Origin of the sequence: Algoriphagus antarcticus, assembly GCF_002150685.1 — a bacterium.
GTDB lineage: Bacteria > Bacteroidota > Bacteroidia > Cytophagales > Cyclobacteriaceae > Algoriphagus > Algoriphagus antarcticus.
Map to the genome: position 1 here is coordinate 15,192 of NZ_MSSW01000051.1, position 22,541 is coordinate 37,732.

A 22,541-nucleotide genomic window follows, 5' to 3' on the forward strand; every position below is an offset into this window, starting at 1 on the left:
AAAATTATCCCGTATTGTCAGATAAAGAGATGAAAAATTCCATTCATCGATGTTGCAATCCAAGGTCGGTTTGGAATAGTGAATCCGAAAAAATAGCTCTTTGAAAGCGATAAGGCACTATTACAAAGTAGAAAAGAGCAGAAATTAAATTCGAATTTCCTTCAAATCTTACCTTAGTCTGTAGGAACTTGAAGCCTGGAAACCATAATTCCAGATTGCGATTTGTTTCCAGCTAGGTACTCGCTGAGTGGCTTTTCGGAGATTTCCACCTGCATATTTTTGGAAGAGGCGTGAAGTAGATGAATTCTTCCGTTTTTCTCGATCGCAAATCCGGTGTGGACAACGTCCAGATTAGGCATGGAGGTGGTGATGGCAATAATATCCCCAGATTGGATATTCTTCTCCAGCATGCTTATTTTAGCTTTTGGGATATAGAAATAGCTTCTTTCTTTGATGGCAGCTTCCGCGATTTTGATTTCGGCGAGGTTTGCAGGATCAGCTAGCTGCGCGTAGAACTTCGGATTCTCCGACATAAAGGAAGGAGCGTTCGGGTAAGGAGATCCGCCGATTTCTTCGGTTATGTTCTTGATGATTTTCTTTTCCTGATTTTCATAAATCCAGTCAGAAAAGTAGTGAAGACGGGAAGGATAACCTTCATTAATCCCATCTCTATAGCGAAGAATTTCCAGCTCCTTTTCGAATGCCTGAAAGGTAAATTTGCCTTCTTCCGCAAGTCTGGCAAGCGTAATCACAGTCTCCACAAACGTGGTGCAATCCAATCCGGTCAAGTTGATCACCAGTTTTTCCTCACCTGGAAGTTCCAGTGTCTTTTCCACGTAGGGAGTTTTCAGGAATTCCATTCCGATTGCTATGACAAGCTCATTTGAGGTTTTGCCACTCAAATCCTCCTGTGAAAGTTGGCTCAGCATTTCTTCCAGCTTTTGTCTGCTTTCCAGGGTGCATGTGGTTTGGGAGTAAGAGAAAAGTGGGAGGAGGAGGAGAATTGCTACCAGGTTTTTTTTCATGAAGAGTTTCTTATCAAAATATATGACTGTTCGCTATGGTACACTTAGCTTCTTGGAATCTGTGTCTGAGGTTCAATTTCGACAATTCTCCTTTAATTAAATTGGGGCTAAAGCTTGGCCTGTGTATCGGGCTGGATTTCTTATGTAGTAAACCTGCATCAGTATTTAAACACTAATATGTAAATTTTTTTAGGACAAGTCAGGTGATATATAACACTCATTTCAAATAGCAAGCAAAGAAGGGCGGAACAAATGTTCAAAAAGTTTCTAGACTAGTAGGTTTATTTTGGACTAATTCCAGGAAGGAGGGCAGGCAAATTCCGCCAAACTTCAACTTGAGTTGACTATTTCCATAGGAAAAGTTTTGTGCAGAATCATTAAAACTTGCATTTATTGAAAGTTTTAATGATTCTGTGAGTATTTTAGGTTATGAAGAAATATACAAATCGTGAAGAATACATAAGCAAATTATTGGCATACAAAGATATAGGTCTCATAAAAGTAGTAAGCGGCTTACGTAGATGCGGTAAAAGTACTTTGTTTGAACTTTATCGTCAAAAACTAATACAGATGGGGGTGGGATCTCAGCAAATCGTGTTTTTAAACTTTGAAGATTTTGAACTACGTAAATTTCTTAGCGACTTAGAATCGTAGTATGCCCATATTATCGGGCAGCTTGATTTGTCAAAACCCTCCTATATTTTTTTAGATGAGGTGCAAATTGTAAACGAGTTTGAACGTTTGGTAGATGGTTTGTTTGTAAAACCTAACATAGACGTTTACATAACAGGCTCAAACGCTTTTTTATTATCAGGCGAATTGGCCACGCTTTTAAGCGGTCGTTACATCGAAATTTCTATTTTGCCATTTTCATTTAGAGAATACTTAACGGCTCGCAACATTGATACATCAAACAGATATCTCAATTACGAAGCACTGTTTTTTGAATATGTAAATGAAACGTCGTTACCTAAAGGTGTCGAATTGCGTGAAGATGGATTCGATAAGATATATGAATACTTGGAGGCTATTTACACCACTATTATTGAGAAAGATATTACACAACGCCACCAAATAAATGACAAGCGCGCGTTTGGTAACATTGCGAAATTTGTGGCTTCCAACATTGGCAGCCCACTTTCACCAGGTAATATTGCAAAAATTTTGAAACAAGACGGGCAAAGTACACACAATACCACCGTTGAAAAGTACCTCGAATATTTAGTTGCAAGTTATGTGTTTTACAAAGTGAACAGGTTCGATTTAAAAGGTAAAAAGCAATTGGCGACACAAGAAAAGTACTATTTGGTAGATGTGGGATTGCTCAATGTTTTGGTAGGTAAATAACGGAAGACAGACAGAGGGCATATTTTAGAAAATGTAGTTTACCTTGAACTACTACGTAGAGGCTATAAAATTTGGACAGGTACTGCAAGAAACAATGAAGTTGACTTTGTGTGTAAAACCACTACAGGCGACATTGAATATTATCAAGTTGCGTGGCAAATACCAACTGAAAAAACTGTAGAACGCGAGTTTGGAGCACTAGAAAAAATAAACGACAATTACCCTAAATTTTTGCTTTCAACAGAATCATTTACACAAAGCAGAAACGGTGTGCAACACCTAAACGTGTTCAACTGGCTACTTGATAAGGAAGAATAGTAAGAATAGTTGCTGACTGTGTTAGTCAGATTAGTCTGGGGTTAAAAATAAGGCTATAGATAAATTTGCTAGAATGAACCAAAGAGTTACTCGATCTGAAGGAAAATTGTGGCAGGAACTATCCGATAGTGCAGTCCAATCCCGTCAAGTTGATCACCAGTTTTTCCTCACCTGGAAGTTCCAGCGTCTTTTCTACGTAGGGAGTTTTCAGGAATTCCTTTCCGATTGCAATCACTAGCTCATTTGACTTACTGCTCAGATCCTCCTGAGAAAGATGGCTCAGCATTTCTTCCAGCTTTTGTCTGCTTTCCAGTGTGCAGGTGGTTTGGGCTGTGATTTTCTGAACTGTCAAAAAGAAGGTAGAGAGGAGAAAGAGGCGAAGTATAGACTGGTTTGAATTGTGCTTCAAGTTAAATGGAATCACTATTTAGACTTTGACTTTTATTGATTTTGTTGGTTTGATTAAAAAATCATTTGGCACTTTTATAAGTCCAGGTCCAATGAGTTTTTTGGCTTTGGAAGAAATAATGAAAGAAACGCATCACTGTTTTTTTGGATGAGTTAAGAGATTAAATCATAAAAAGTTAGAATGAAAATCCCTGCCCTAAATCTTCTTTAAACAAAAAACAGATTGCCAGAATCCTCTGAATTCCCCATATTGATCAATACTTAATTTTTATAGTTTCAATTTCGATGGCTTTTAACGAAGATTCTAGGGTCAAAATCCCCGCAATTTTACATTTGATACGCTTAGGCTTTACTTATATTCCTCAAAGCCAACAGTATCGACAGGAGGAAACCAATATTTTTGAAGGGATTTTCACAGAAAGTATTTTAAAAATAAATCCGCATCTGAATGAGCATGGTGTCAAAAGAATCCTTGATGAGATTACGCTAGAATTGGATTTCGAAGATTTGGGGAGAAAATTCTTTGAACGCCTTATTTCAGATTCGGGGAATAAACTCATCGATTTCCAAAATTTTGCGAATAATTCCTTTCATGTCACCACTGAGCTTACCTGCAAAAACGGGGATGAGGAATTCCGCCCTGACATTACGATTCTAATCAATGGAATGCCACTGGCATTTATAGAAGTAAAAAAACCACATAATAAGGAGGGAGTCATTGCCGAGCGAACTAGAATAAATGATCGCTTCAAGAAAGAACACTTTCGACGATTTGCGAACATCACCCAATTGATGGTTTTCTCAAACAATATGGAGTATGAAGATGGAATAGTGGATCCTGTTTTTGGAGCTTTCTATACCACCGCAGCCTACAAAGATCTGCAGTTCAATTATTTCAGAGAGGATGCAGAATATCCGGTGAAACAGGGATTAAAGTCAATTTCGGAAGAGCAAGAAAATGCAATTTTGAAAGACACTAATTTGATGGTGATAAAGCACAGTCCTGAGTTCAACACCAATAAATCGGAATACACCCCAACCCATCGCATTCTTACTTCTTTATTTAGCCGAGAGCGACTATCCTTTATCCTGAAATATGCCTTGGCTTATGTCGAGGAAGAAACTGGTTTGGAAAAACATATTATGCGCTATCCGCAGCTATTTGCCACCCTGGCAATAGTACAGAAGCTGAGCGAAGGAAGGACTAAAGGAATCATTTGGCATACGCAAGGAAGCGGGAAGACGGCACTCGCTTATTACAATGTCAAGTTCCTCACTGATTTCTATCAAAAGCAGCAAGTAATCGCAAAGTTTTACTTTGTGGTGGATCGGATGGATTTATTGATTCAGGCTTCAACTGAATTCAGTAATAGAGGGCTGAAAGTAAATCAGGTGAACTCTCGTCAAGAGTTTGTAGCGGATTTAAAAGTAATTGGTGCCATTCACAATGATTCTGGACTTCCAGAAATCACGGTGGTTAACATCCAAAAATTCAGCTTGGACTCCACTGTTGCTACCACATTGGATTATGACATCCGTATTCAGCGCGTATTTTTCTTGGATGAAGCTCATCGAAGCTATAATCCCAAAGGAAACTACCTGGCCAACTTGATCAACTCGGATAAAAAAGCGGTCAAAATTGCGTTGACAGGCACGCCATTACTTCGTGAAGTAGCCGGGGATTATGATTCCAAAGCGCTATTTGGAAATTATATACACAAGTACTATTACAATATGTCCATAGCCGATGGCTATACTCTTAGGCTGATACGAGAAGAGATAGAGGGAAAATTCAAGATGGAAATGAAGGAGCTGATGGAGCAGATCAAGGTCCTTCATGGGGAAATCCCAAAAGCGAAAATATACGCTCACCCCAAATTTGCTGAACCCTTACTAGATTACATTGTAGAAGATTTGATCCAGTTTAGAAGAGATCAGCAGGACGCTACTTTGGGAGGGATGGTAGTTTGCGACTCTTCCCAGCAGGCAAAGGAACTTTTCAGGCTTTTTGAAGTACGATTCGGCGAGCAAGAACTAGATGCTGGGGTATTACTAGCTGCAGAACCGCCTAGGATATATAGGACTCATGATATTCCAACTTTGAAAGCTGCTTTGATTTTGCACGATGAGAATAATAAGGGAATCCGGAAAGACCTGGTAAAAGTCTATAAAAAAGGAAATATTGACTTGCTCTTTGTCTACAATATGCTGTTGACAGGATTTGATGCGAAGCGGCTCAAGAAATTATATTTGGCTCGTGTGATTCAGGATCATAACCTCCTGCAGACCCTGACCCGTGTCAATAGACCGTACAAGAAATACAAATATGGCTATGTAGTTGATTTTGCGGACATCTCAAAGGCATTCAACCGAACCAATAAACTCTATTTTGACGAACTCCAAGAGCAGTTGGGAGATGAAATGGAGTTGTATTCCAACCTGTTTAAAACACCCGAGGAAATACAGCAGGAGATTCAGGAGATCAAAGAAATCCTTTTTCAGTTTGATACCCAAAACAAGGAAATCTTCTCTCAGCAAATCCGCGAAATCACCGATAAAGGAACATTGATTCAACTGGTAAAAGCCCTTCGCACCGCAAAAGAGCTTAAAAACCTGATTGCGCTCAATGGTTACGAAGCGTTGGATGGTGAGGTGGATTTTGAGGTTTGGAATCGCTTATTGATTGAAGCTCAGAATAGACTGGATAATATCAATTATGTAGAAAACCTCGGAAATGAAGATTCTACCACCAATATCATCAATACCGCGCTGGAGGAAATCGTTTTTCAATTTATCAAAGTTTCCGAAAGTGAGCTTGTCCTGGCAGATGCGTTCAAAGATATTTTGCGAAAAACCCGGGAAACTTTGAGGGACAATTTTGACCAACAGGACCCGGACTTTGTAAGTTTGCGGGAGGAACTGGAAAGAATCTTCAAAAAGAAAAATCTCAGCGAGGTCACGCAGCAAGATTTGGCAGAAAACATGCCTTTACTCAAAAAAATCCATGAAAAGGCAAAAGAACTGAATCGGGAAAATGGAAACCTTAAATCAAAATACAGCCAAGACGAGAAGTTTGCGCGAGTCCATAAGCGTTTGATGGAAAAAGGAGGAATGACCAAAAAACAGCTTCAGTTGCAAGCGGCTTTATTAAAAGTCAAGTCCCAGGCAGATGAATCTATCCAAAACAGCAAGGATATTATGGGCAATGAGGCCTTCTTCAAGCGCTACATGATGCAGCTGGTGATTAAGGAATTCAAAAACGAACAAAAAATGGCGATTGACCACCCGACTACGCAAGGAATCAACCAGTTGATTGTCAATGAATATATACAACAATATCACTCTTCATCCTTAAGATGACCCAAGATTTAAATTTTATTACCAAGACCAAGGACCTCATTGACAATCTGAAAAGTGTCTGTGCCAATTATGGCTTGGGCAACGATGGCAACGAGTTTAAAATTATTACTCAGGTATTTCTCTATAAGTTTCTGAATGATAAGTTTCGCTACGAAGTGAAAAAGGCGAAGCCTGACCTCGCGGCGGTGGAGGATTTCTCAGCTGCGCTGCATGCTATGCCTGAAGATGATTACCTCTTTCTGGTGGATTCGCTGGATGCAAATATCCCAAGGTTACAATCTCATCAACTGATATCCCATCTTTACAATAACCAAAATCAGGGAGATTTTGCGAAAACCTTTGATGATACCCTTCGCCAAATCAGCATTGAAAATGCCGAGGTGTTCTCAATAAAGGCTTTTTCTGGCGCAAAGGATTCGCTTTTTGACGAATTAAGTCAATATATATCTGATTCTTCCCAGCGGGATGCTTTTGCCAGAGCGCTGATTAACAAACTCTTCGAGTTTAGTTTTGAAGAGATGTTTGAGGAGAAATACGATTTCTTTGCTACGATTTTCGAGTATCTGATCAAGGATTATAACAGTGACAGTGGAGGGAAATATGCGGAATATTATACTCCCCACGCTGTAGCCCGGATTATGGCAGCGATTATGGTTCCCGAGCCGATCAAAGGAGTGCGATGCTATGATCCAGGTGCGGGGTCGGGGACTTTACTGATGAGTCTGGCGCATCAGATCGGGGAGCAAAACTGTAGCATCTATTCGGAGGATATTTCCCAAAAGTCAAGTTCCATGCTGCGACTGAACTTGGTTTTGAATGGGCTGACGCACAGTATCCCAAATATCATCAAAACCAATACAATAGCGCAACCCTATTACCTCAGCCAGAAGTTTGATTTCATTGTTTCGAATCCGCCTTTTAAGTTGGACTTTTCAGATTTTCGGGATGATCTGGAGAAGGATATGTTCAAGGATAGATTTTTTGCTGGCATTCCGAAGGTCGCTAAAGCCAAAAAAGAATCCATGGCGATCTACCTGCTCTTTATCCAGCATATCATGCACAGCCTGAGTGAAAATGGAAAAGCCGCCATCGTGGTTCCTACAGGATTTATCACCGCTCAAACCGGGATAGAAAAAAAGATCCGTGAAAAGCTGGTCAAGCAGGGCTGGCTGCGGGGAGTGGTCAGTATGCCGAGCAATATCTTTGCGAGTACTAATGCTAATGTGTCAGTACTCTTTCTTGACAAAAAAGCAGATACCGAGCAAATTGTGCTAATGGATGCTTCTAAACTAGGGGAAATAGTGAAGGAGGGAAAGAATCAGCGAACTGTCCTATCGAGTCAGGAAGAAAGTCAGATCATCGATGCGTTTAATTCTCAAATAGCAGTAGAGGATCTTTCGGTAGTGGTCAGTAAGGATATGGTTCAAGAAAAGAACTATTCCTTTGCTGCCGGTCAATACTTTGAGGTTAAGATCGAGTATTTAGATATTACAGCGGATGAATTTCAGGAGAAAATTAATGGCTTTGAAGAACGGTTAAATAGCTTTTTTACATTAGGGAATCAATTAGATACCGAAATTCAAAATCAAATAAAGTCCTTGAGATATGAGTAATTGGAAACAATCTTCAATTGGAGAATTCATAGATTTTAATCCAACGGAAAGTTTGCGTAAAAATGAATTGGCAAAAAAAATCCCTATGGGTAAGCTTGGCGTATTTGAGAGGAAAATTAATGGGTTCGAAATTTCAGAATATAATTCTGGCCCAAAATTCCGAAATGGAGACACCCTAGTCGCAAAGATTACACCTTGTTTGGAAAATGGTAAAACTGCTTTTGTAGATATTTTAGATGAAGATGAAGTGGCTTTTGGCTCCTCTGAATTTATTGTTTTAAGAGAAAATAGTAATTCTAATGGTAAATTTATTTACTATTTAGCACGAAGTCCATTATTTAGGGAACGCGCCATAAGCTGCATGGAAGGTACTTCTGGAAGGAAAAGAGTAAATGAAGGAGCTTTGAAGCGGCAGGAGATATTAGTTCCAAAAAGCAAAGTTGACCAACAAAAAATCGCCTCAGTATTATCAGCCTTAGACGATAAAATCGAACTAAACACCCGGATCAATGCGGAACTGGAGGCGATGGCGAAGTTACTGTATGAGTATTGGTTTGTGCAGTTTGACTTTCCCTATGACTTTCGACAAAGCAAGCCTGCCGACGAGACTTCCAAGCCCCAAGATATCAAGCCCTATAAATCATCAGGTGGAAAAATGGTCTGGAATAAGGACTTAAATAGGGAGATTCCGGAGGGGTGGGATACACATACACTTGATTACTGGATTGAAAAGGACAAAAATGGTGACTGGGGAAAAGAAGAAATTCAAGGAAATTATGATTTAAGAGTTTCCTGTATTCGAGGCGCTGATATAAACAGTCTAAATGGAAATGGAGAGCTGAAAAGCCCTGTTCGGTTCATTCTTGAAAAGAACAGCCACAAATTACTTGACCCCGGTGATTTAGTAATTGAAATCTCAGGTGGCAGTCCAACACAATCCACTGGAAGATTGGGCTATATCATTAATGAAACCTTGGAAAGATTTAACGAGCCGATAATCTGTTCAAATTTTTGCAAAGCCATAACTTTAAAAAATGAAAGTACTCAGTTCAACTTCATTTATGAATGGAGAAGGTTGTACGATGCAGGCGTTTTTTTTGGATATGAGGGAAAGACAAGCGGAATAAAAAATTTCCTATTTGAATCATTTGTTTCAAAACATAAGATTTCAATTCCACCAGTTGCTTTGTTAGAGAGGTTTTATGAGAAGGCGATTACAATACACACCAAAATCCAAAGGAATCTAATCCAAAACCAAGAACTTTCTTCCCTTCGCGATTGGCTTTTGCCGATGCTGATGAATGGGCAAATCTCGGTGGCGGATGCAGAAGAAAGGGTAAGTGAGGAATTGGGGATGGTGGCTGAAGGGGAACGGGGGAGGTATGGGAAAAAATAGATTTTTATGAATGGTTTGTTTAAATTAACCTATTGCTTAATTTTGTCGTGAGAAGAAAAGCACAACTGATCAGAATTTCCGATGACGGAAAGAAGGCTTTCTACCTGGATGAAGAGAATTCCGTAGAAATTATGAGCTTTCTGAGATCAGAATTGGCCAATTTGAAGAAGTTCAATACCTCCTTGGAATTGATTTTGAACCATCGTGCCCCTAGAGATTTGTATGACAAAGAAAATTTTGAAAAAGGTTGTGAACAGGTTACTGCAATTAAATTGTTTAAAGGGAAGAAAAATCCCAGGATTTACTGTCAGCAATACACTGACGGAGAGACGGAGCGATTCATAATTATTGGGGTTGAGCTTCTTGAAAAGAAGAAATCCCAAAAATTGACATCGATAGAAAAAAGTATAATCAGAAGAGTATCCAAATTCGAGTACGACTTAACCCCAAAACCATGACAGATTCTATCAAAAAAGAATGGGATATCCTCTTTGAAGGAATTTCCTATGAAGACCAGATTGCTTCCAAGGCTGATTTATTGGCTTTGCAATTTTTGGGTTTAGTAGATCAAAAAATGGAGAAAGAAGGAATTTCCAAAAAAGAAATGGCTGAAAAAATTGGCACTTCTGCTTCCTTTATCACACAGTTGTTCCGAGGAGATCGCAAACCTAATTGGAATATTCTAGCTAAAATGTCCATCGAACTCGACTTGGATTTTAAAGTGCTAACGGAGGAAATGGTGCAAGAAAAAGTACAGGAAGAGTTATTGGCCTATCATCAGCGCTGGTCAAAAACCCAAGAATATTTTAAGTTAAAGAATCAAGTCACCAATCCTCATATGGTCATGGCTGTAGGCCATTCAACCGAGGATGAATATGCTATGGCAGGATGAAAGCAAAATTTTCGCCGTTACAATTACTGGATTTTAAGCTCTTGGAGTCTCACTATGAGTTTATCGTACCCAAAGAAGATGATATCAATCTAAAGGACTTGTTCCAGTCCTACCCCGTTGATATAGATTTTGGGATTGGCAAAACAGAAGAAGAGGGTGAAATCCAGCTTTTCACCAAAATAGAAGTGAATAAAGGTAGGAAGAAAACTCTTCCAGGCTATAAACTGATGGTTGAAGGTGGTGGCACTTTTCGTATCCAAGATCCTGAAAACGTGGAAGAAGGCTTACGAAATAATCTTAGTCAGTTTTCGACTCTCAACATGATGATCAATAACTTGAGAAATATCATGTACCAAATCACTAACCTTGGTCCGATGGGAGGATATTTATTACCTCCGATTGATATTTCGGGTTTGTTAAGAGATAAGGCTGAGAAATTAGAGAAAGAGGAATCTAAGATAAAATCCTAAAAATTAAGGTTAATCAATTGCCTCAGGCGATATTGAATAAGGCATTTCGGGGTGAGTTGGTAGAGCAGGAAGTTAAGGAGTATGTGGGAGAGGCTGGGGAGGTGATGCTGGCGGCGGAGGGGGTACAAGAATATCCGGAAAAGAATATTAAATAAGGATCTTAATTCCAGAAAATGAAAAAAACGGAGATTGAATTTTTTCTTGATAGCATAGATACCGAAGAGAAGTTGAGACTCATTGATAGCTTTATGGAATCAATTAAGTATACAGAGAAAATTGTCCAAGAAACTACTAAATGGTTGGCAATTCTGGTATTCTTATACTATTTGCTTACAAATAGATTTTTAGAAGGATTTGAGATTTTTGGTGCTAAGCTATCTAGATTCGAATTCGTTGAGAAGTACTTTCCATTTGGGGTAAGTTGCTTAATTTTTCTTTATACAATTGCTACTATACATAAAGCGAAGTGTATAAAAAATTATGAAATATTATTTAGCAAGATATACATTAAAGAAAAGGATTTCTTAAAATATGTACCATATCTTACGAGAATTGTACTTCCATTTGGATTTTATCGAGAGCTAGAAAATAATGAGAATAGTGGATGCCTTAAACAATTCATAAATTTTATGTATTTCTCTCCATTATTAATCATTCAATTACTCCCTTATTTTTTCATGTATGACTCGTTAAAAGAGCTTTACTTTCAATACTGGGCTGAGCCTTATATTAAACTTATTTTCTTTTCGAGCCTAACGTTTATATTGGCTGCTTGGATTAAATTTATTGAATTTATAGTGAAGGGCGTTAACGAAACTTTGGAAATTAAGTATTGAAATTGAATGTAGTTTAACTCATTATCGAATGAATAATAGGGAGATTAAAATCAAAGCTATTTCAGAATATTTCGCGAGAATAGAAATACAAGTAAGGAACTTAAATCATCAAAACCTGAATGATTTAAATGTGGTTTCTGAAGTTTTATTCAGCAACATTTTTAATGTTATTTTTGATTATTGTCTAGAGAGTACCAATAAAACCGCCTCAAACCACCCTTGTATTGATTTAATCGATAAAAAAAACAGAGTGTCTATTCAAGTAACTTCAGATAAGTCTAATCGAAAGATTCAAAAAACTATTAATTGTTTTAGTTATAATCAAATGTATCAGTTTTATGACCGAATAATTGTATTTATAATTGGAGAAAAGCAAAAAAGCTATCGAAGTTTAGTTTTACCAAAAGAATTTTCTTTTAATCCAAATGAAGATATTATTGATTTTAAAACATTATTGAGGTTTACTAACAACTTGACTATTGACAAAATGAACAAGGTTATAAATATTTTACAAGTCGAATTGAAGGGTGGGTCTCCAAAAAGAAATAATATTAAAAATTCGAGAACTAAATTTAAACAAATTCAAACTATAAAAAAACGAATTGAAAAGCATCTTGTAAAAAACCTCACTCTAGCTGAATGGAGAGAGTATGCTGAATTATTAGAATTTGAGCCATGCTATAGATTCATGTACAGTTCATTAAATATAAGATCTATTGAAGATAGAAGTTATCCTGAATTAGTTGAAAACGAAAAAGGCTACAATAATTGGATGAAGTTAGAATTGTGGGATTTTTATCCAAATGGATTAGAGTTTGTCGTTCAGTATTCAAAAAAAGTTGTTGTTAAAAATGGGAAAGATTGGAGGTTTGCATTAAACAATGAAGAGGGTGCCTTGAATTGCTGTCTTTTTTTAAGACTGCCTTATGAAAATATTGTTGAATTAGAAATGGAAACAGATGATTACAATAGTTATCCGACTATTTTTGTAGAATATTTAAATGATGATTCCCCATTTGAGCAAGAGGTTTATGGCTTAATTGGATTCTATAAAAGAGAGAAAATGCAAAAACCAAGAAAGACATATTATCTTGGCGAGGTCCCAAGCCAGAAGTAGAACCATAATTGTAAATATTAAGGATCGAGCTTCAGGATTTTTTTAACCAGTTTAGGAGTATTATTTTTCCATCATCCACCAGTGGGGAATAAATCAACTAATTTTCATCCCTCACCTTCCTAAAATTTAAATGATAAATATTGGTGAATTCGCTATCATATTCCCATATTTGTGTAAATATCACAAATAACAGATTTAAGAAATGATCGAAGAATTCAGCCTTGGTAACTTTTGGTCTTTCAAGGAGATGCAAACCTTGAACATGACCGCAGCCAAGATCAAGTCCAAAAACAGCCGTCTCGATACCGTCAACCTTATTCCTGTGGGACATGATCTGAGTCTGCTGAAATCCAAAGCCATCTATGGAGCCAATGCCAGCGGGAAAAGTAATGTGATTAAGGCTTTGGTCGCATTTATCCGGATTACCAATGAGTCGGTAAAAAACGAGAAAGTATTGGAAATGATTGAGTCTTTTCAATTATCAACTGAGACGGTTAATGAACCCACTTTTTTTCAGATGACTATTAGAATTGATAATATCCGTTATCGATATGGCTTTGAGGCTGATGCTGAATCAATCAAAAGTGAGTGGCTTTTTTCTACTCCGAACTTAAGAGAGCAGGCTCTTTTTGTAAGGGAAGGTGATCAGGTTATTGACATCAATCAGAAGCATTTTGCTGAGGGTCAAAAGTCTATCGATCTATCAGGAGGAGAGGGGCAGATTTTTAGAAGTAATTCTTTGTTTCTATCCTCTCTAGCTTCTTTTGGATTTGGGAAAATTTCTAGGCGTATTGTTAATATGTTTTCATCTATTTCTGTTATCAATGGATTAGGTCATCCTGGTATGTTTGGATATGCCGGAGAATTTTTAGATAATCCTTCTAAAAAGAAATTTATTTTGGAGTTTTTGAAAAAAGCCGATGTAGGAATTCAAGATCTAAATGCAGTAGAACTTAAAAGTGATCAATTTCCTGAGAATATGTCTGATGAAGTTAAACAAGGGTTTAAAAAAAGTAAATTTATAATTTCTGATAGAAATAGATTTAATGCTGAAAATGAACTAGTTGGAAATGTCAAATTTGCATTTGATGTTCAAGAATCAGAAGGTACTCGTAAATTATTTGAATTAAGTCCATTTATTTTCAGTGCTTTAAATACGGGAACTACTTTGGTGATTGATGAATTTGATGCTCGATTTCATCCTTTACTTACTAAGAAGATTGTGGATCTGTTCAACTCGGAAGCAAATAAAAAGGGAGCTCAATTGATTTTCACTACCCATGATACCAATCTATTGTCGGCCGACTTGTTGAGAAGAGATCAAATCGACTTCGTGGAAAAGGATCGGTATGGTGCTAGTCATTTATATACTTTGGTGGAAATCAAGGGAGTCAGAAATGACGCATCCTTTGAGAAGGATTACATCCAAGGAAAATACGGCGCTATTCCGTTTTTAGGTGACTTTATTAACCTTATTGACTTAGACTAATGCCTAAGAAGACCAGAGCCATCAAAGTTACGAATGAAAAACATGCTTGGAATAGAAAATCTAGTCCCACGGGATATCGGGTGGAAACCATCCCGATGAATAAGTCGATTTTGATCGTCTGCGAAGGCCAAACTGAAGAGTTGTACTTCAAATCATTTCCGGTGCTAGGTGTTAGAGTTGATGCGGTTAATCTTAAAGGGCAATCCAAATTAAAGATGGTGGAATCCACTCAGGAAATATTGGATTCTTCTGCTGTAGCATATGATGAAATCTGGTGTGTCTTTGATATGGATGTCAGAAGAGGCGAAGATGAGTACAGTGATTTCGATAATGCCATCCATCAAGCAGAAAGTCTTGGTTTTAAGGTTGCCTATTCCAATGATGCTTTTGAGCTTTGGTTTTACCTTCATTTTGAATACACCGATGCTGAACATCTGAGAACATTCTATTATGAGGAGCTTGGGAAAAGACTGGGCTTGAATTATGAGAAAGACGGCAAGCGATATGATTTTTGCTTGAAGATTTACAATCTATTAGGAGAGCACAAAAGCTCCTTTCAGGAGATTGCAATAGAACGAGCTCGATCTCTTTTCGAAGAAAAGGCAGATTTGCCTTACCATGAGCAGAATCCGGTGACCAAGGTATTTGAATTAGTGGAAGAGCTGAATCGGAATTTGAGGAGGTAGATTTGTAGTAATAAATAAATGGGAATTGAAATAACTGTCAAATAGCTTTTTGAAAGGATTTTGGATCGATAATTGGCAAAACAGCTTGATGAAGGAATGTCCCTCTAAAAAATGAGAACATTAGGCCTCTAATTGAAGAAATTGTAATTGAATTTAGTGTTACAATGAATGGCTCCGGGAAGTTCAGGCTTTTGTTTTCATGAACAAAAAAGTCCTCTGACTTTTCGATAAAAAAGATGCAGCTACCTCGTAATTGTCCATAAAGAATATCTTTAGATTGGTCCTTTATTGAGACATTACAAATAACAATCACCAATTTTTTCTCAATATTAAATCGATGCTCAATTGCCAATTCAAACTGGAAATTTGAATTAGGAGGAAGCGGAGAGCTTGGTGCATTAAGGCACGAGTCCAAAATCTCCATTCCCATAATTTGGAAGCCTATTTCCGAAGTGTCTTTAGTTGACATAAACGTTATTTTAAGCTATGAATCGAACAGTTCTGCTCTGTGTACTTATTGAGGCGGTCATGATATCATTGAAATAACTCATTTTTTCTGTTTTCATACCCTCTTGATTAATGACTACCTGAAATTTAAGCGTGGCCTGCGGGATTGGTTCATCCCTACTGATCAATTCAATATCTAGGGCATGCTCCAGTTCAACAAGGGTATCCGTTGTAAAATTATGCGTACCTGAAAGCCATTTAGTGATAATAGAGGGGTTATCTTTCCCAACAGCCTCAAGCAAATCCTTCTTCTTCCAATTTTTGAATTTCATTGCATGAGCTATTTTGGCTGCAATTTCCATTTTCGCATCCGTCTTGGCTTGATCCAAGGGGTCGATTTCATTTAGAAGTGAAGAAAGTAGTGTGCTTTTTAGTTCTTTCATGGTTTGGGATCTAATCTTCAAATTTTAATTCACCTTCAAAATCAAGGTAATCCTTACTGAAATAAATCTCTTTAGCTATTTGAGACTTCATGATTTTCTGAGCTATTTCTCTTAATTGGTAATTTTCAGATTTCAATTTTTCATCTTCTTGAAGAGCTCGAATTGGTTTTGGTTTAGGACCTCCTCCTCCAAGTATAACTATTTCTCGACCGAAGCGAATACAGTATAAACGCAGTTTACTACCAGGTTGGTCATATAAGGCACAAAGTCCATCTCCTGGTTTCCCTTCATTTGGTTTAAAAAACCCATCTATAGCACCCGTTTTATTTGATATGGTTTTTATTCTCCTAATTATGTCGAAAATTTCATTTTTAAATGTAATCGAGTTCTCCTCAAGAAATGTTTCAAACAAAGATTTATTGTCACCATCGCGCATAACAGTGTAAAAAGAGGCCTTTCTACCACTTAAGTCCTTTATTTTGACGAGTTCAAAATCCATATGAATGGGATATCAAAGGTATAAAATTTTACTTTAAAGTGAATTTTTATTTTTAAAATGATCAACACCATGTTGGAAAGCAGAAAGACTTTTGATCTGTCGATAAGAAATAAAGTGAGAAATGTCATCGGCATGGATCAGAATGATCTTATTATTCTTTTTCATCACCATTGTTTCCTAAGACAGAAAAGTCAAGTCCGATGTCTTCTAAAAGTCCATAATAATGGGATTCTGAGATTCGTTCCTTTTCAAACAATTTTCTCGCTAAGTCTCCATAATCACCTAGTATTTCATGCTGCCTATCTTTTTCATACAGCTTAAGCGAGTACCCGTGATTCATGGCGCTGGTTCTTACAGCAATGCAATAGTCCTCCGCTTGATTTTTGTCGATGAGCTTCAGGTCAGTCAACCTATTTATTAAGGCTCGCCTAGAACAAGAAAAATATTGTTCAATTTTCAGAACTGTAGCCAGGGTGACTTTTGAATTTGATAATTCTGAATCAGGAATTAGAGAGAGAATTCCTTCTTCGGGGATAAGGAATTTGGAAGCAAAAATGTCTGCGCTATACTCCTCTTTGTCTTTTTTATTAAATAGTCCAACATGGCAAACTTGAGAATTGAACTCCTTTTGGATAAAGAGGTGATAAAGTTCATGGCAAATAGTAAAGTGTTGATGGCCAAGCGTGCGATTTGTATTAATCAGCATAAAGCGATTGCTTTCCCCGACCTTGATGGCCATTCCTGACACTTCCATCTCTAGAGGTCTGAAAACTGCCAGTACGCCTAGTTTATGAAGGAGGCTTTTGAGATGAATGCTTTCCTGATTACTGTAGCCATTCTCAGCTCGGAATTGGGATGCGTATTTTTCAAGAACTAATGGACTCATCAGCGGCAAAGGTTTTCATTCGTAGATAATTCCTTACAATTTTCTTGAATTGGGCTATTTGAGCCAAATCGGCAGGTTTCAAGCTTTCCGCTCTAAAGGCAAGTGCTAGATTAACGCTGGACAAATCAAAATTCTCTTCATAGAAATCATACTCATCTACTCCATACAGATTGGAGATTTGAGACATGAGTTGGGAGGGCATGCTACGAGTTCCGTTTTCGTAGTAGCTTATTTCCTCGCGATTTATAGTAAGGTATTCGGCCACTTGATCCTGTGTGAACCCTAATTTCTTACGAAGTGCTTGTAGGTTTTTGCCTATAATTTGATCTTGTTCCATATGTTGTGTTGTTTAAAAAATTGTGTTACAAAATTACAGTTTATTTTACATGTTTAATATTCTGTAACAGAATTTGTTTAGAATAAGTGGATAAGCACATCTGTATCGATCACAATTTTGATCTGAGTTGTGCTCTTCCCCATTTTCCGTAATTGGTCAATATGCACGGTATTAAGCTAGGGGCAGTGAGCTAATTCACACATCGTCTCTTGCTGAAAAAGTGTTTATTTCATTACCTCAGAATTACCCAAACCCCAATTCCATTTCAGGATATTTTTCTAAAAGCTCAGGAACTGTAATCACCGGAATATCAAGAATGTCACAGATAGCAGGGATCTTTTTGAAAAGCTTGAGATCAGAAGTTCCCCTCTCCCCACATTCCTAATTTCCGCTTCCGTGCTTCCCGCTCCAGTTTTTTAAAATAATCGGAATACTTCACATTTGGAGGGAAGGTGGCGGCGGAGGCATAACCTTTTTCTACCAGATGGGCATTTAAGAATGTGCCGTCATCCAGATAGACGTATGCCAAGGTTCTTTTGTATCTGTCGTATTTCCCTACGTCAAAAACGAGTCTTACTTTTCTTCCACAAAGAAACTCCTTCACATAGTTGGAAGCCTCTTTGCCGAAGAATTCCACTTCGGTTCGGCCTGTTCTTCTCGCTTCGGGTGTGTCAATCCCGATTAATCGGATTTTTTCATCTACGCCATCTTCATTTGTCACCCAGAAGGTGTCTCCATCTACGAATTTGGAGATTACCAATAACCCAGTTTGCTGCTGACCCGCTGCAACAAAGGAGAATAAGAAGTATGCTAATACAAAAAGTAGTTTTGCTTGAGATTTAATAATACTATTCACTGTTGGTTGGCTGAAATGAGGTTATAAGTTGAATATCCGATTTACTTTCGGTAACTGACGATAGAATCATAGAATTTGGTAAACTCTACCGGTCGAAGGTACCTGCCCAAATCTTCGGAAACTACCATGTCGTCTTTGAAATCCCGCCATTTACTGTCATTTCAGTTTTTTTCTATAATACATCCAAGGCTTTTCTTTTAGATTTTTCCAAATCCCATAACCTATCCTTACTTTTAAAAGCGGGTAGAAGATTGAGATTTAAATAGAAGGTATTTCACTTTTAGATACAGAATTTTAGCTTTCTTCCTGATTAAAATTTATAGAAAACAAAAAAAATATGGCGCTAACCAGCGAAGAGTTTCTTGTTTTGGATGAGTTGATAGAAAACCTTGATCCTATCATTCATGACCGTGGAATAGATATTCTTCATGACGATCGGGTCAGTTATTTGGGAGAGGATACAGCGCTTATGATCTATGAGTTCAGTGTGATAGGAAGCGGTAGAAATGTATATATCGTAAGTATTTGTCTGAATCAAGAGGTTGTCAAATACGGCAAAGAAATCAATGTGGATTTGGCGTCTAAGTGTTCCTGCATTTATTACCAAAAAAATCTGAGCTGTAAACACGTCGCAGCGGCCGCTTGCTATTTGGATTTTCATAGTGATGAAAGTTTTCGAAAGTCTCAATCTCATAAGAAAGTGGAGTCTCCAAAAATTGTAAAGTTGGTTCCAGAGAAATCTCTTTTTCCATTCACAATCTCCTGTCGAGAAGATGAGCTGGGAAATCTGGCGGAGCGGCTTCCCTTTATCAATACGCAGGCGAAACCCAAAAGCATTCAGAAGGTGGAGCTTGTCGATAACGGTATCTGCTATACAGTGAATCTTATTGGCTTTTCTGTGCAGCTCACCTTAGTTTTTGATCCAATCAACGAGCAAGTTAGAATCACTTGTTCGGATAGGACACCGATTATCCAAGAGCAGGCTGTCGTATTTCTCCAGCTAAATTGGAAGCACTCTACAAATTTTGACCTTAAACTCATCACCAATTCCCAGCGCGCCAAAGCGAAACGTAAAAAGCTAGCCGACCTGGGGTTGTTGGGGGAAGTGGATGATCCTGACACAGCGCTCGAGTTGGGTTTCTCAAATGGTGGTTTTCATTTTATTTACGCCGGAGAACTGGAGGGAATGAAAGATGTGTTGGCGCTGGGAAAAGAATTTAAAGAATTTTCAAGGCTGGAATTGACTGGCTCAGATGTGAAAACACTTGCTGAGAAGTCCGATTCCAAGGAATATGGTCTCTATAATGTGGCATTTGCACTAGCTATCAATGATTACGGTCAATTGTACAACCTATTTCCGTTCATCGCCAAAGGCAAAAAGAATGATCCGGCTGGATTTCATGTGAGATTTGATGTTTTAGAATATGCAGATGATATCAGACTGGCCAAAAATGATAATCTGGAGCGCTTGCTGCTGGATGTCAAACAGATGAAATCTTTTAAGGATCGGAGAAAATACGAATCACTTCATAACGCGCTTCATGGTTTTGTCGATTCTGTCAAAGACGAATATCCAATTTTTAGATGCTATGGGAGCTATAACTACGATAAGTTTCATAAGAGCGAAATCAAAGAATTATTGGAGTTTCAATATGCCGAACTGGAATTTACGCTAGCCAGGAGCAAATCTATATTCGAATTCCAAGCATGGCTGGTAATGGGAGAGCAGCGATTGAAAGTGTCTGATATAGCTGCGGAGCTTTTGATTTCGGAAATCTTCGGATTTTACAAGGATCGCGTAATTCTTCTTTTTGTAAAATTCTCTGATATAGCGCTGCTGCATTATTGGAAAGAACGAGTGCCCGTACGCTTTGCGGAAAATATGTTTCCGGAATTTGCGAAGCAAGTGTTAAAACCACTATCGGCGTTTGCCAAGTTTACGGATGAAACGGGTATGATTTCCGAGGTGGATCTTGGGGCTCCCATAGAGCGGGAATTGTACGTTTCAGAGCTTTCAGGATTGGTGATTTTTGAGCCAAAAGTAAGGTACGATTCGCAGATCAGCTCTAATCCACTTAATGCGACTACTCTTTTTGATATTGAATCAAATACTATTTATCTGCGCAACAGCGATTTCGAAACTGAGTTTGTAACGTTTTTGAGAAGCCTCCACCCCGCTTTTGCCAATCCAGCCGGAGAGGTCTATTTCAGTCTGAAGCATAATCAGTTTGTAGCCGGGAATTGGTTTTTGGAGACTTTTGGCCAACTCGAAAAGCAGGGAGTCAAAGTCTTCGGGCTGGATAAGCTTACATTAAAGCGCTATTCGACATTCCCTGCTTCGATATCCATGAATGTAAGTTCCAAATCGGATTGGTTTGAAATCAATACACAGTTGAAATTTGGAGATTATTCAGTTCGGCTAAAAGACATCAAACAAGCGGTCTTATCCGATGAGCGGTTTGTGCGCTTGGGGGATGGTTCCCTCGGTCAGATACCTGACAAGTGGCTTCGCAAATTCACAAAACTGATCCAGTCCTCCGAAACGGATGGTGAAACGGTCAAGCTTTCCAAGATTCACTTCAGTCTTTTAAATGATTTTGAAGAAGATATTTACAATCCGGCGGTGGCAAAGGAATTGGCTGAAAAGAAAGCTCGCTTGCAGTCTTTTGAAGAAATCCGAACGGTGGAAGTGCCAAAAGGAATAGATGCCGAACTGCGAAATTATCAGAAAGCTGGCTTGAATTGGTTGAATTTCTTGCAGGAATATGGTTGGGGAGGGATTTTGGCTGATGACATGGGCTTAGGAAAAACGCTCCAAGTCATCACCCTAATAGCTCAACTAGCTGAAAAGGGCAAAATCCGGACGCTGATCATAGCACCCACGACGCTGCTTTTCAACTGGAAAAATGAACTGGAGAAATTTGCGCCGCATCTGGATTATTTTATTCACCACGGAGATCGCTCCGATAAGGTCGAGGATCTCCAAGCACATTCCATTGTATTGACCAGTTATGGATTGGTGATCAATGACCTGGACTTGCTGTGCAAATTGGAGTTTGACCTGATCGTGGCGGATGAATCTCAGGCGATCAAAAACGTGACTTCGCTACGCTATAAATCCATCATCAAGCTGCGAGGAAAACTTAAGCTTGCAATGACCGGAACACCTATCGAAAATGGAATTGCAGAGCTTTTCGCTCATATGAACTTCGTCAATCCCGGATTTTTCAAAACATTTTCCGGCTTTAAGGAGCAGTATATCAAAGAATTGCGAAATGGAAATCCGGAGACCATGCAGGATTTGAGGAAGAAAATCCAGCCTTTTGTGCTTCGCCGTACCAAAGAAGAAGTGCTTACGGAGCTTCCCGACAAGATCGAAGAATACCTCTACTGTGAGATGGGAGCTCCGCAAAAGAAAGTCTATGAAGCCTATAGAAATGAATATCGGGATTTTCTTCAGGGCAAATTTGAGGAGGAAGGTTCCAATCAATCCAAAATGTATGTGCTGGAAGGCTTGACCAAGCTGCGGCAAATATGTGATTCGCCAGACTTGATCAGCAAAGAAAAGAAAGGTGCCAAAAGTGCCAAAATCGACCTGCTGATGGAGCATATCATAGAAAAAACCGGGAATCACAAGATTCTTATTTTCAGTCAATTTGTAAAAATGCTGGATTTGGTCAAAAAGGAAATGGTCACTCGAAACATTCCTTTTTCTTACCTGGATGGGAAGAGTTCGATGAAAGATCGTGAGAATTCCGTCAACCAATTTCAGGAAGATAATGCCATCAGAGTTTTCCTGATCAGTCTCAAAGCAGGGGGGACAGGGCTCAACTTGACTGCTGCTGACTATGTTTATATATTGGATCCTTGGTGGAATCCTGCCGTGGAGAATCAGGCGATCGATCGCTGCTATCGAATGGGACAGGACAAGAAAGTGATGGCCTACAGGATGATATGTAAAGATACCGTGGAGGAAAAAATCATGGAGCTTCAAAAGTCCAAACTCAAACTCGCCAAAGAGGTAATCTCCGAAGGCGATGGATTCCTCACCGGAATGAATGGCGAAACGATGCTGAAGTTGTTTGAGTAATCGGTACTAGTTTAAAAAGTGACTAA

At 38.5% G+C, this 22,541-nt stretch carries 21 protein-coding genes and 1 pseudogene; 14 read left to right on the forward strand and 8 right to left on the reverse strand.

From position 1 onward, the window contains the following. Positions 1–173: 173 nt before the first annotated feature. Positions 174–1,025, reverse strand: a complete 852-nt coding sequence (locus tag BVH04_RS16870; protein WP_086542645.1) for an N-acetylmuramoyl-L-alanine amidase-like domain-containing protein — start codon at positions 1,023–1,025, stop codon at positions 174–176. Between the two features lie 429 nt (positions 1,026–1,454). Between BVH04_RS16870 and BVH04_RS26690 the strand changes: the two are divergent. Then, a pseudogene (locus BVH04_RS26690) lies at positions 1,455–1,901 on the forward strand (AAA family ATPase); the annotation flags it as partial. A gap of 144 nt (positions 1,902–2,045) precedes the next feature. Next, complete coding sequence (locus BVH04_RS26695; protein ID WP_394335237.1) at positions 2,046–2,372, forward strand: DUF4143 domain-containing protein; 327 nt, start codon at positions 2,046–2,048, stop codon at positions 2,370–2,372. A gap of 436 nt (positions 2,373–2,808) precedes the next feature. On the opposite strand, the gene BVH04_RS26170 is transcribed toward BVH04_RS26695, so the two are convergent. Beyond that, positions 2,809–3,114 (reverse strand): hypothetical protein, encoded by a 306-nt coding sequence (locus BVH04_RS26170; protein WP_240510970.1) that lies wholly within the window; start codon positions 3,112–3,114, stop codon positions 2,809–2,811. 269 nt (positions 3,115–3,383) lie between these two features. Here BVH04_RS26170 and BVH04_RS16895 point away from each other — a divergent pair, with 269 nt between their 5' ends. The 11 genes from BVH04_RS16895 to BVH04_RS16940 all read left to right on the forward strand — a co-directional run bounded on the left by BVH04_RS16895 (position 3,384) and on the right by BVH04_RS16940 (position 14,957). Then, positions 3,384–6,458: a type I restriction endonuclease subunit R gene (locus BVH04_RS16895; protein ID WP_086542650.1), complete on the forward strand. Its 3,075-nt coding sequence runs from the start codon at positions 3,384–3,386 to the stop codon at positions 6,456–6,458. Continuing rightward, positions 6,455–8,071: an HsdM family class I SAM-dependent methyltransferase gene (locus BVH04_RS16900; protein ID WP_086542651.1), complete on the forward strand. Its 1,617-nt coding sequence runs from the start codon at positions 6,455–6,457 to the stop codon at positions 8,069–8,071. The genes BVH04_RS16895 and BVH04_RS16900 overlap by 4 nt, the downstream gene beginning before the upstream one ends. After that, positions 8,064–9,467, forward strand: a complete 1,404-nt coding sequence (locus BVH04_RS16905) for a restriction endonuclease subunit S (RefSeq protein ID WP_086542652.1) — start codon at positions 8,064–8,066, stop codon at positions 9,465–9,467. The genes BVH04_RS16900 and BVH04_RS16905 overlap by 8 nt, the downstream gene beginning before the upstream one ends. 32 nt (positions 9,468–9,499) lie before the next feature. After that, complete coding sequence (locus BVH04_RS16910) at positions 9,500–9,925, forward strand: hypothetical protein (RefSeq protein ID WP_086542653.1); 426 nt, start codon at positions 9,500–9,502, stop codon at positions 9,923–9,925. Then, positions 9,922–10,359 carry a helix-turn-helix domain-containing protein gene (locus tag BVH04_RS16915; RefSeq protein ID WP_086542654.1) on the forward strand — a complete coding sequence of 146 codons (438 nt, stop codon included), beginning with the start codon at positions 9,922–9,924 and terminating at the stop codon, positions 10,357–10,359. The genes BVH04_RS16910 and BVH04_RS16915 overlap by 4 nt, the downstream gene beginning before the upstream one ends. Further along, positions 10,356–10,829: a preprotein translocase subunit SecB gene (locus BVH04_RS16920; RefSeq protein WP_086542655.1), complete on the forward strand. Its 474-nt coding sequence runs from the start codon at positions 10,356–10,358 to the stop codon at positions 10,827–10,829. Before BVH04_RS16915 ends, BVH04_RS16920 begins: the two co-directional genes overlap by 4 nt. 32 nt (positions 10,830–10,861) lie before the next feature. Then, positions 10,862–10,984 carry a hypothetical protein gene (locus BVH04_RS26395; protein ID WP_262481373.1) on the forward strand — a complete coding sequence of 41 codons (123 nt, stop codon included), beginning with the start codon at positions 10,862–10,864 and terminating at the stop codon, positions 10,982–10,984. Positions 10,985–11,002: 18 nt separating this feature from the next. Further along, complete coding sequence (locus BVH04_RS16925; protein WP_086542656.1) at positions 11,003–11,665, forward strand: hypothetical protein; 663 nt, start codon at positions 11,003–11,005, stop codon at positions 11,663–11,665. 28 nt (positions 11,666–11,693) lie between these two features. Continuing rightward, complete coding sequence (locus BVH04_RS16930) at positions 11,694–12,782, forward strand: SMEK domain-containing protein (protein ID WP_086542657.1); 1,089 nt, start codon at positions 11,694–11,696, stop codon at positions 12,780–12,782. Between the two features lie 202 nt (positions 12,783–12,984). Then, entirely contained in the window at positions 12,985–14,271 is a 1,287-nt protein-coding gene (locus BVH04_RS16935; RefSeq protein ID WP_086542658.1) for an AAA family ATPase, read from the forward strand. After that, positions 14,271–14,957 (forward strand): RloB family protein, encoded by a 687-nt coding sequence (locus BVH04_RS16940; protein WP_086542659.1) that lies wholly within the window; start codon positions 14,271–14,273, stop codon positions 14,955–14,957. Before BVH04_RS16935 ends, BVH04_RS16940 begins: the two co-directional genes overlap by 1 nt. A 37-nt stretch (positions 14,958–14,994) precedes the next feature. Here BVH04_RS16940 and BVH04_RS16945 read toward each other — a convergent pair whose 3' ends face one another. From BVH04_RS16945 to BVH04_RS16970, 6 genes are all read right to left on the reverse strand, one after another. After that, positions 14,995–15,387 carry a hypothetical protein gene (locus BVH04_RS16945; protein ID WP_140160606.1) on the reverse strand — a complete coding sequence of 131 codons (393 nt, stop codon included), beginning with the start codon at positions 15,385–15,387 and terminating at the stop codon, positions 14,995–14,997. A 49-nt stretch (positions 15,388–15,436) separates the two neighbouring features. Then, complete coding sequence (locus BVH04_RS16950; protein ID WP_086542661.1) at positions 15,437–15,847, reverse strand: helix-turn-helix domain-containing protein; 411 nt, start codon at positions 15,845–15,847, stop codon at positions 15,437–15,439. A 10-nt stretch (positions 15,848–15,857) separates the two neighbouring features. Then, positions 15,858–16,346, reverse strand: a complete 489-nt coding sequence (locus BVH04_RS16955) for a hypothetical protein (RefSeq protein WP_086542662.1) — start codon at positions 16,344–16,346, stop codon at positions 15,858–15,860. A 151-nt stretch (positions 16,347–16,497) separates the two neighbouring features. Beyond that, positions 16,498–17,232: an ImmA/IrrE family metallo-endopeptidase gene (locus BVH04_RS16960; RefSeq protein WP_086542663.1), complete on the reverse strand. Its 735-nt coding sequence runs from the start codon at positions 17,230–17,232 to the stop codon at positions 16,498–16,500. After that, positions 17,213–17,569 carry a helix-turn-helix domain-containing protein gene (locus BVH04_RS16965; protein WP_086542664.1) on the reverse strand — a complete coding sequence of 119 codons (357 nt, stop codon included), beginning with the start codon at positions 17,567–17,569 and terminating at the stop codon, positions 17,213–17,215. The genes BVH04_RS16960 and BVH04_RS16965 overlap by 20 nt, the downstream gene beginning before the upstream one ends. A 355-nt stretch (positions 17,570–17,924) precedes the next feature. Next, positions 17,925–18,425: a thermonuclease family protein gene (locus BVH04_RS16970; protein WP_086542665.1), complete on the reverse strand. Its 501-nt coding sequence runs from the start codon at positions 18,423–18,425 to the stop codon at positions 17,925–17,927. Between the two features lie 337 nt (positions 18,426–18,762). Between BVH04_RS16970 and BVH04_RS16975 the strand changes: the two genes are divergently transcribed. After that, positions 18,763–22,515, forward strand: a complete 3,753-nt coding sequence (locus tag BVH04_RS16975) for a DEAD/DEAH box helicase (RefSeq protein ID WP_086542666.1) — start codon at positions 18,763–18,765, stop codon at positions 22,513–22,515. Positions 22,516–22,541: the final 26 nt, after the last annotated feature.

Excerpts from the sequence above, each read along its gene's own strand:
- BVH04_RS16870 (WP_086542645.1), bottom strand. The coding sequence starts at position 1,025 with ATGAAAAAAAACCTGGTAGCAATTCTCCTCCTCCTCCCACTTTTCTCT.
- BVH04_RS16895 (WP_086542650.1), top strand. The coding sequence starts at position 3,384 with ATGGCTTTTAACGAAGATTCTAGGGTCAAAATCCCCGCAATTTTACAT.
- BVH04_RS16900 (WP_086542651.1), top strand. The coding sequence starts at position 6,455 with ATGACCCAAGATTTAAATTTTATTACCAAGACCAAGGACCTCATTGAC.
- BVH04_RS16905 (WP_086542652.1), top strand. The coding sequence starts at position 8,064 with ATGAGTAATTGGAAACAATCTTCAATTGGAGAATTCATAGATTTTAAT.
- BVH04_RS16915 (WP_086542654.1), top strand. The coding sequence starts at position 9,922 with ATGACAGATTCTATCAAAAAAGAATGGGATATCCTCTTTGAAGGAATT.
- BVH04_RS16920 (WP_086542655.1), top strand. The coding sequence starts at position 10,356 with ATGAAAGCAAAATTTTCGCCGTTACAATTACTGGATTTTAAGCTCTTG.
- BVH04_RS16925 (WP_086542656.1), top strand. The coding sequence starts at position 11,003 with ATGAAAAAAACGGAGATTGAATTTTTTCTTGATAGCATAGATACCGAA.
- BVH04_RS16930 (WP_086542657.1), top strand. The coding sequence starts at position 11,694 with ATGAATAATAGGGAGATTAAAATCAAAGCTATTTCAGAATATTTCGCG.
- BVH04_RS16935 (WP_086542658.1), top strand. The coding sequence starts at position 12,985 with ATGATCGAAGAATTCAGCCTTGGTAACTTTTGGTCTTTCAAGGAGATG.
- BVH04_RS16940 (WP_086542659.1), top strand. The coding sequence starts at position 14,271 with ATGCCTAAGAAGACCAGAGCCATCAAAGTTACGAATGAAAAACATGCT.
- BVH04_RS16945 (WP_140160606.1), bottom strand. The coding sequence starts at position 15,387 with ATGGGAATGGAGATTTTGGACTCGTGCCTTAATGCACCAAGCTCTCCG.
- BVH04_RS16950 (WP_086542661.1), bottom strand. The coding sequence starts at position 15,847 with ATGAAAGAACTAAAAAGCACACTACTTTCTTCACTTCTAAATGAAATC.
- BVH04_RS16955 (WP_086542662.1), bottom strand. The coding sequence starts at position 16,346 with ATGGATTTTGAACTCGTCAAAATAAAGGACTTAAGTGGTAGAAAGGCC.
- BVH04_RS16960 (WP_086542663.1), bottom strand. The coding sequence starts at position 17,232 with ATGAGTCCATTAGTTCTTGAAAAATACGCATCCCAATTCCGAGCTGAG.
- BVH04_RS16965 (WP_086542664.1), bottom strand. The coding sequence starts at position 17,569 with ATGGAACAAGATCAAATTATAGGCAAAAACCTACAAGCACTTCGTAAG.
- BVH04_RS16975 (WP_086542666.1), top strand. The coding sequence starts at position 18,763 with ATGGCGCTAACCAGCGAAGAGTTTCTTGTTTTGGATGAGTTGATAGAA.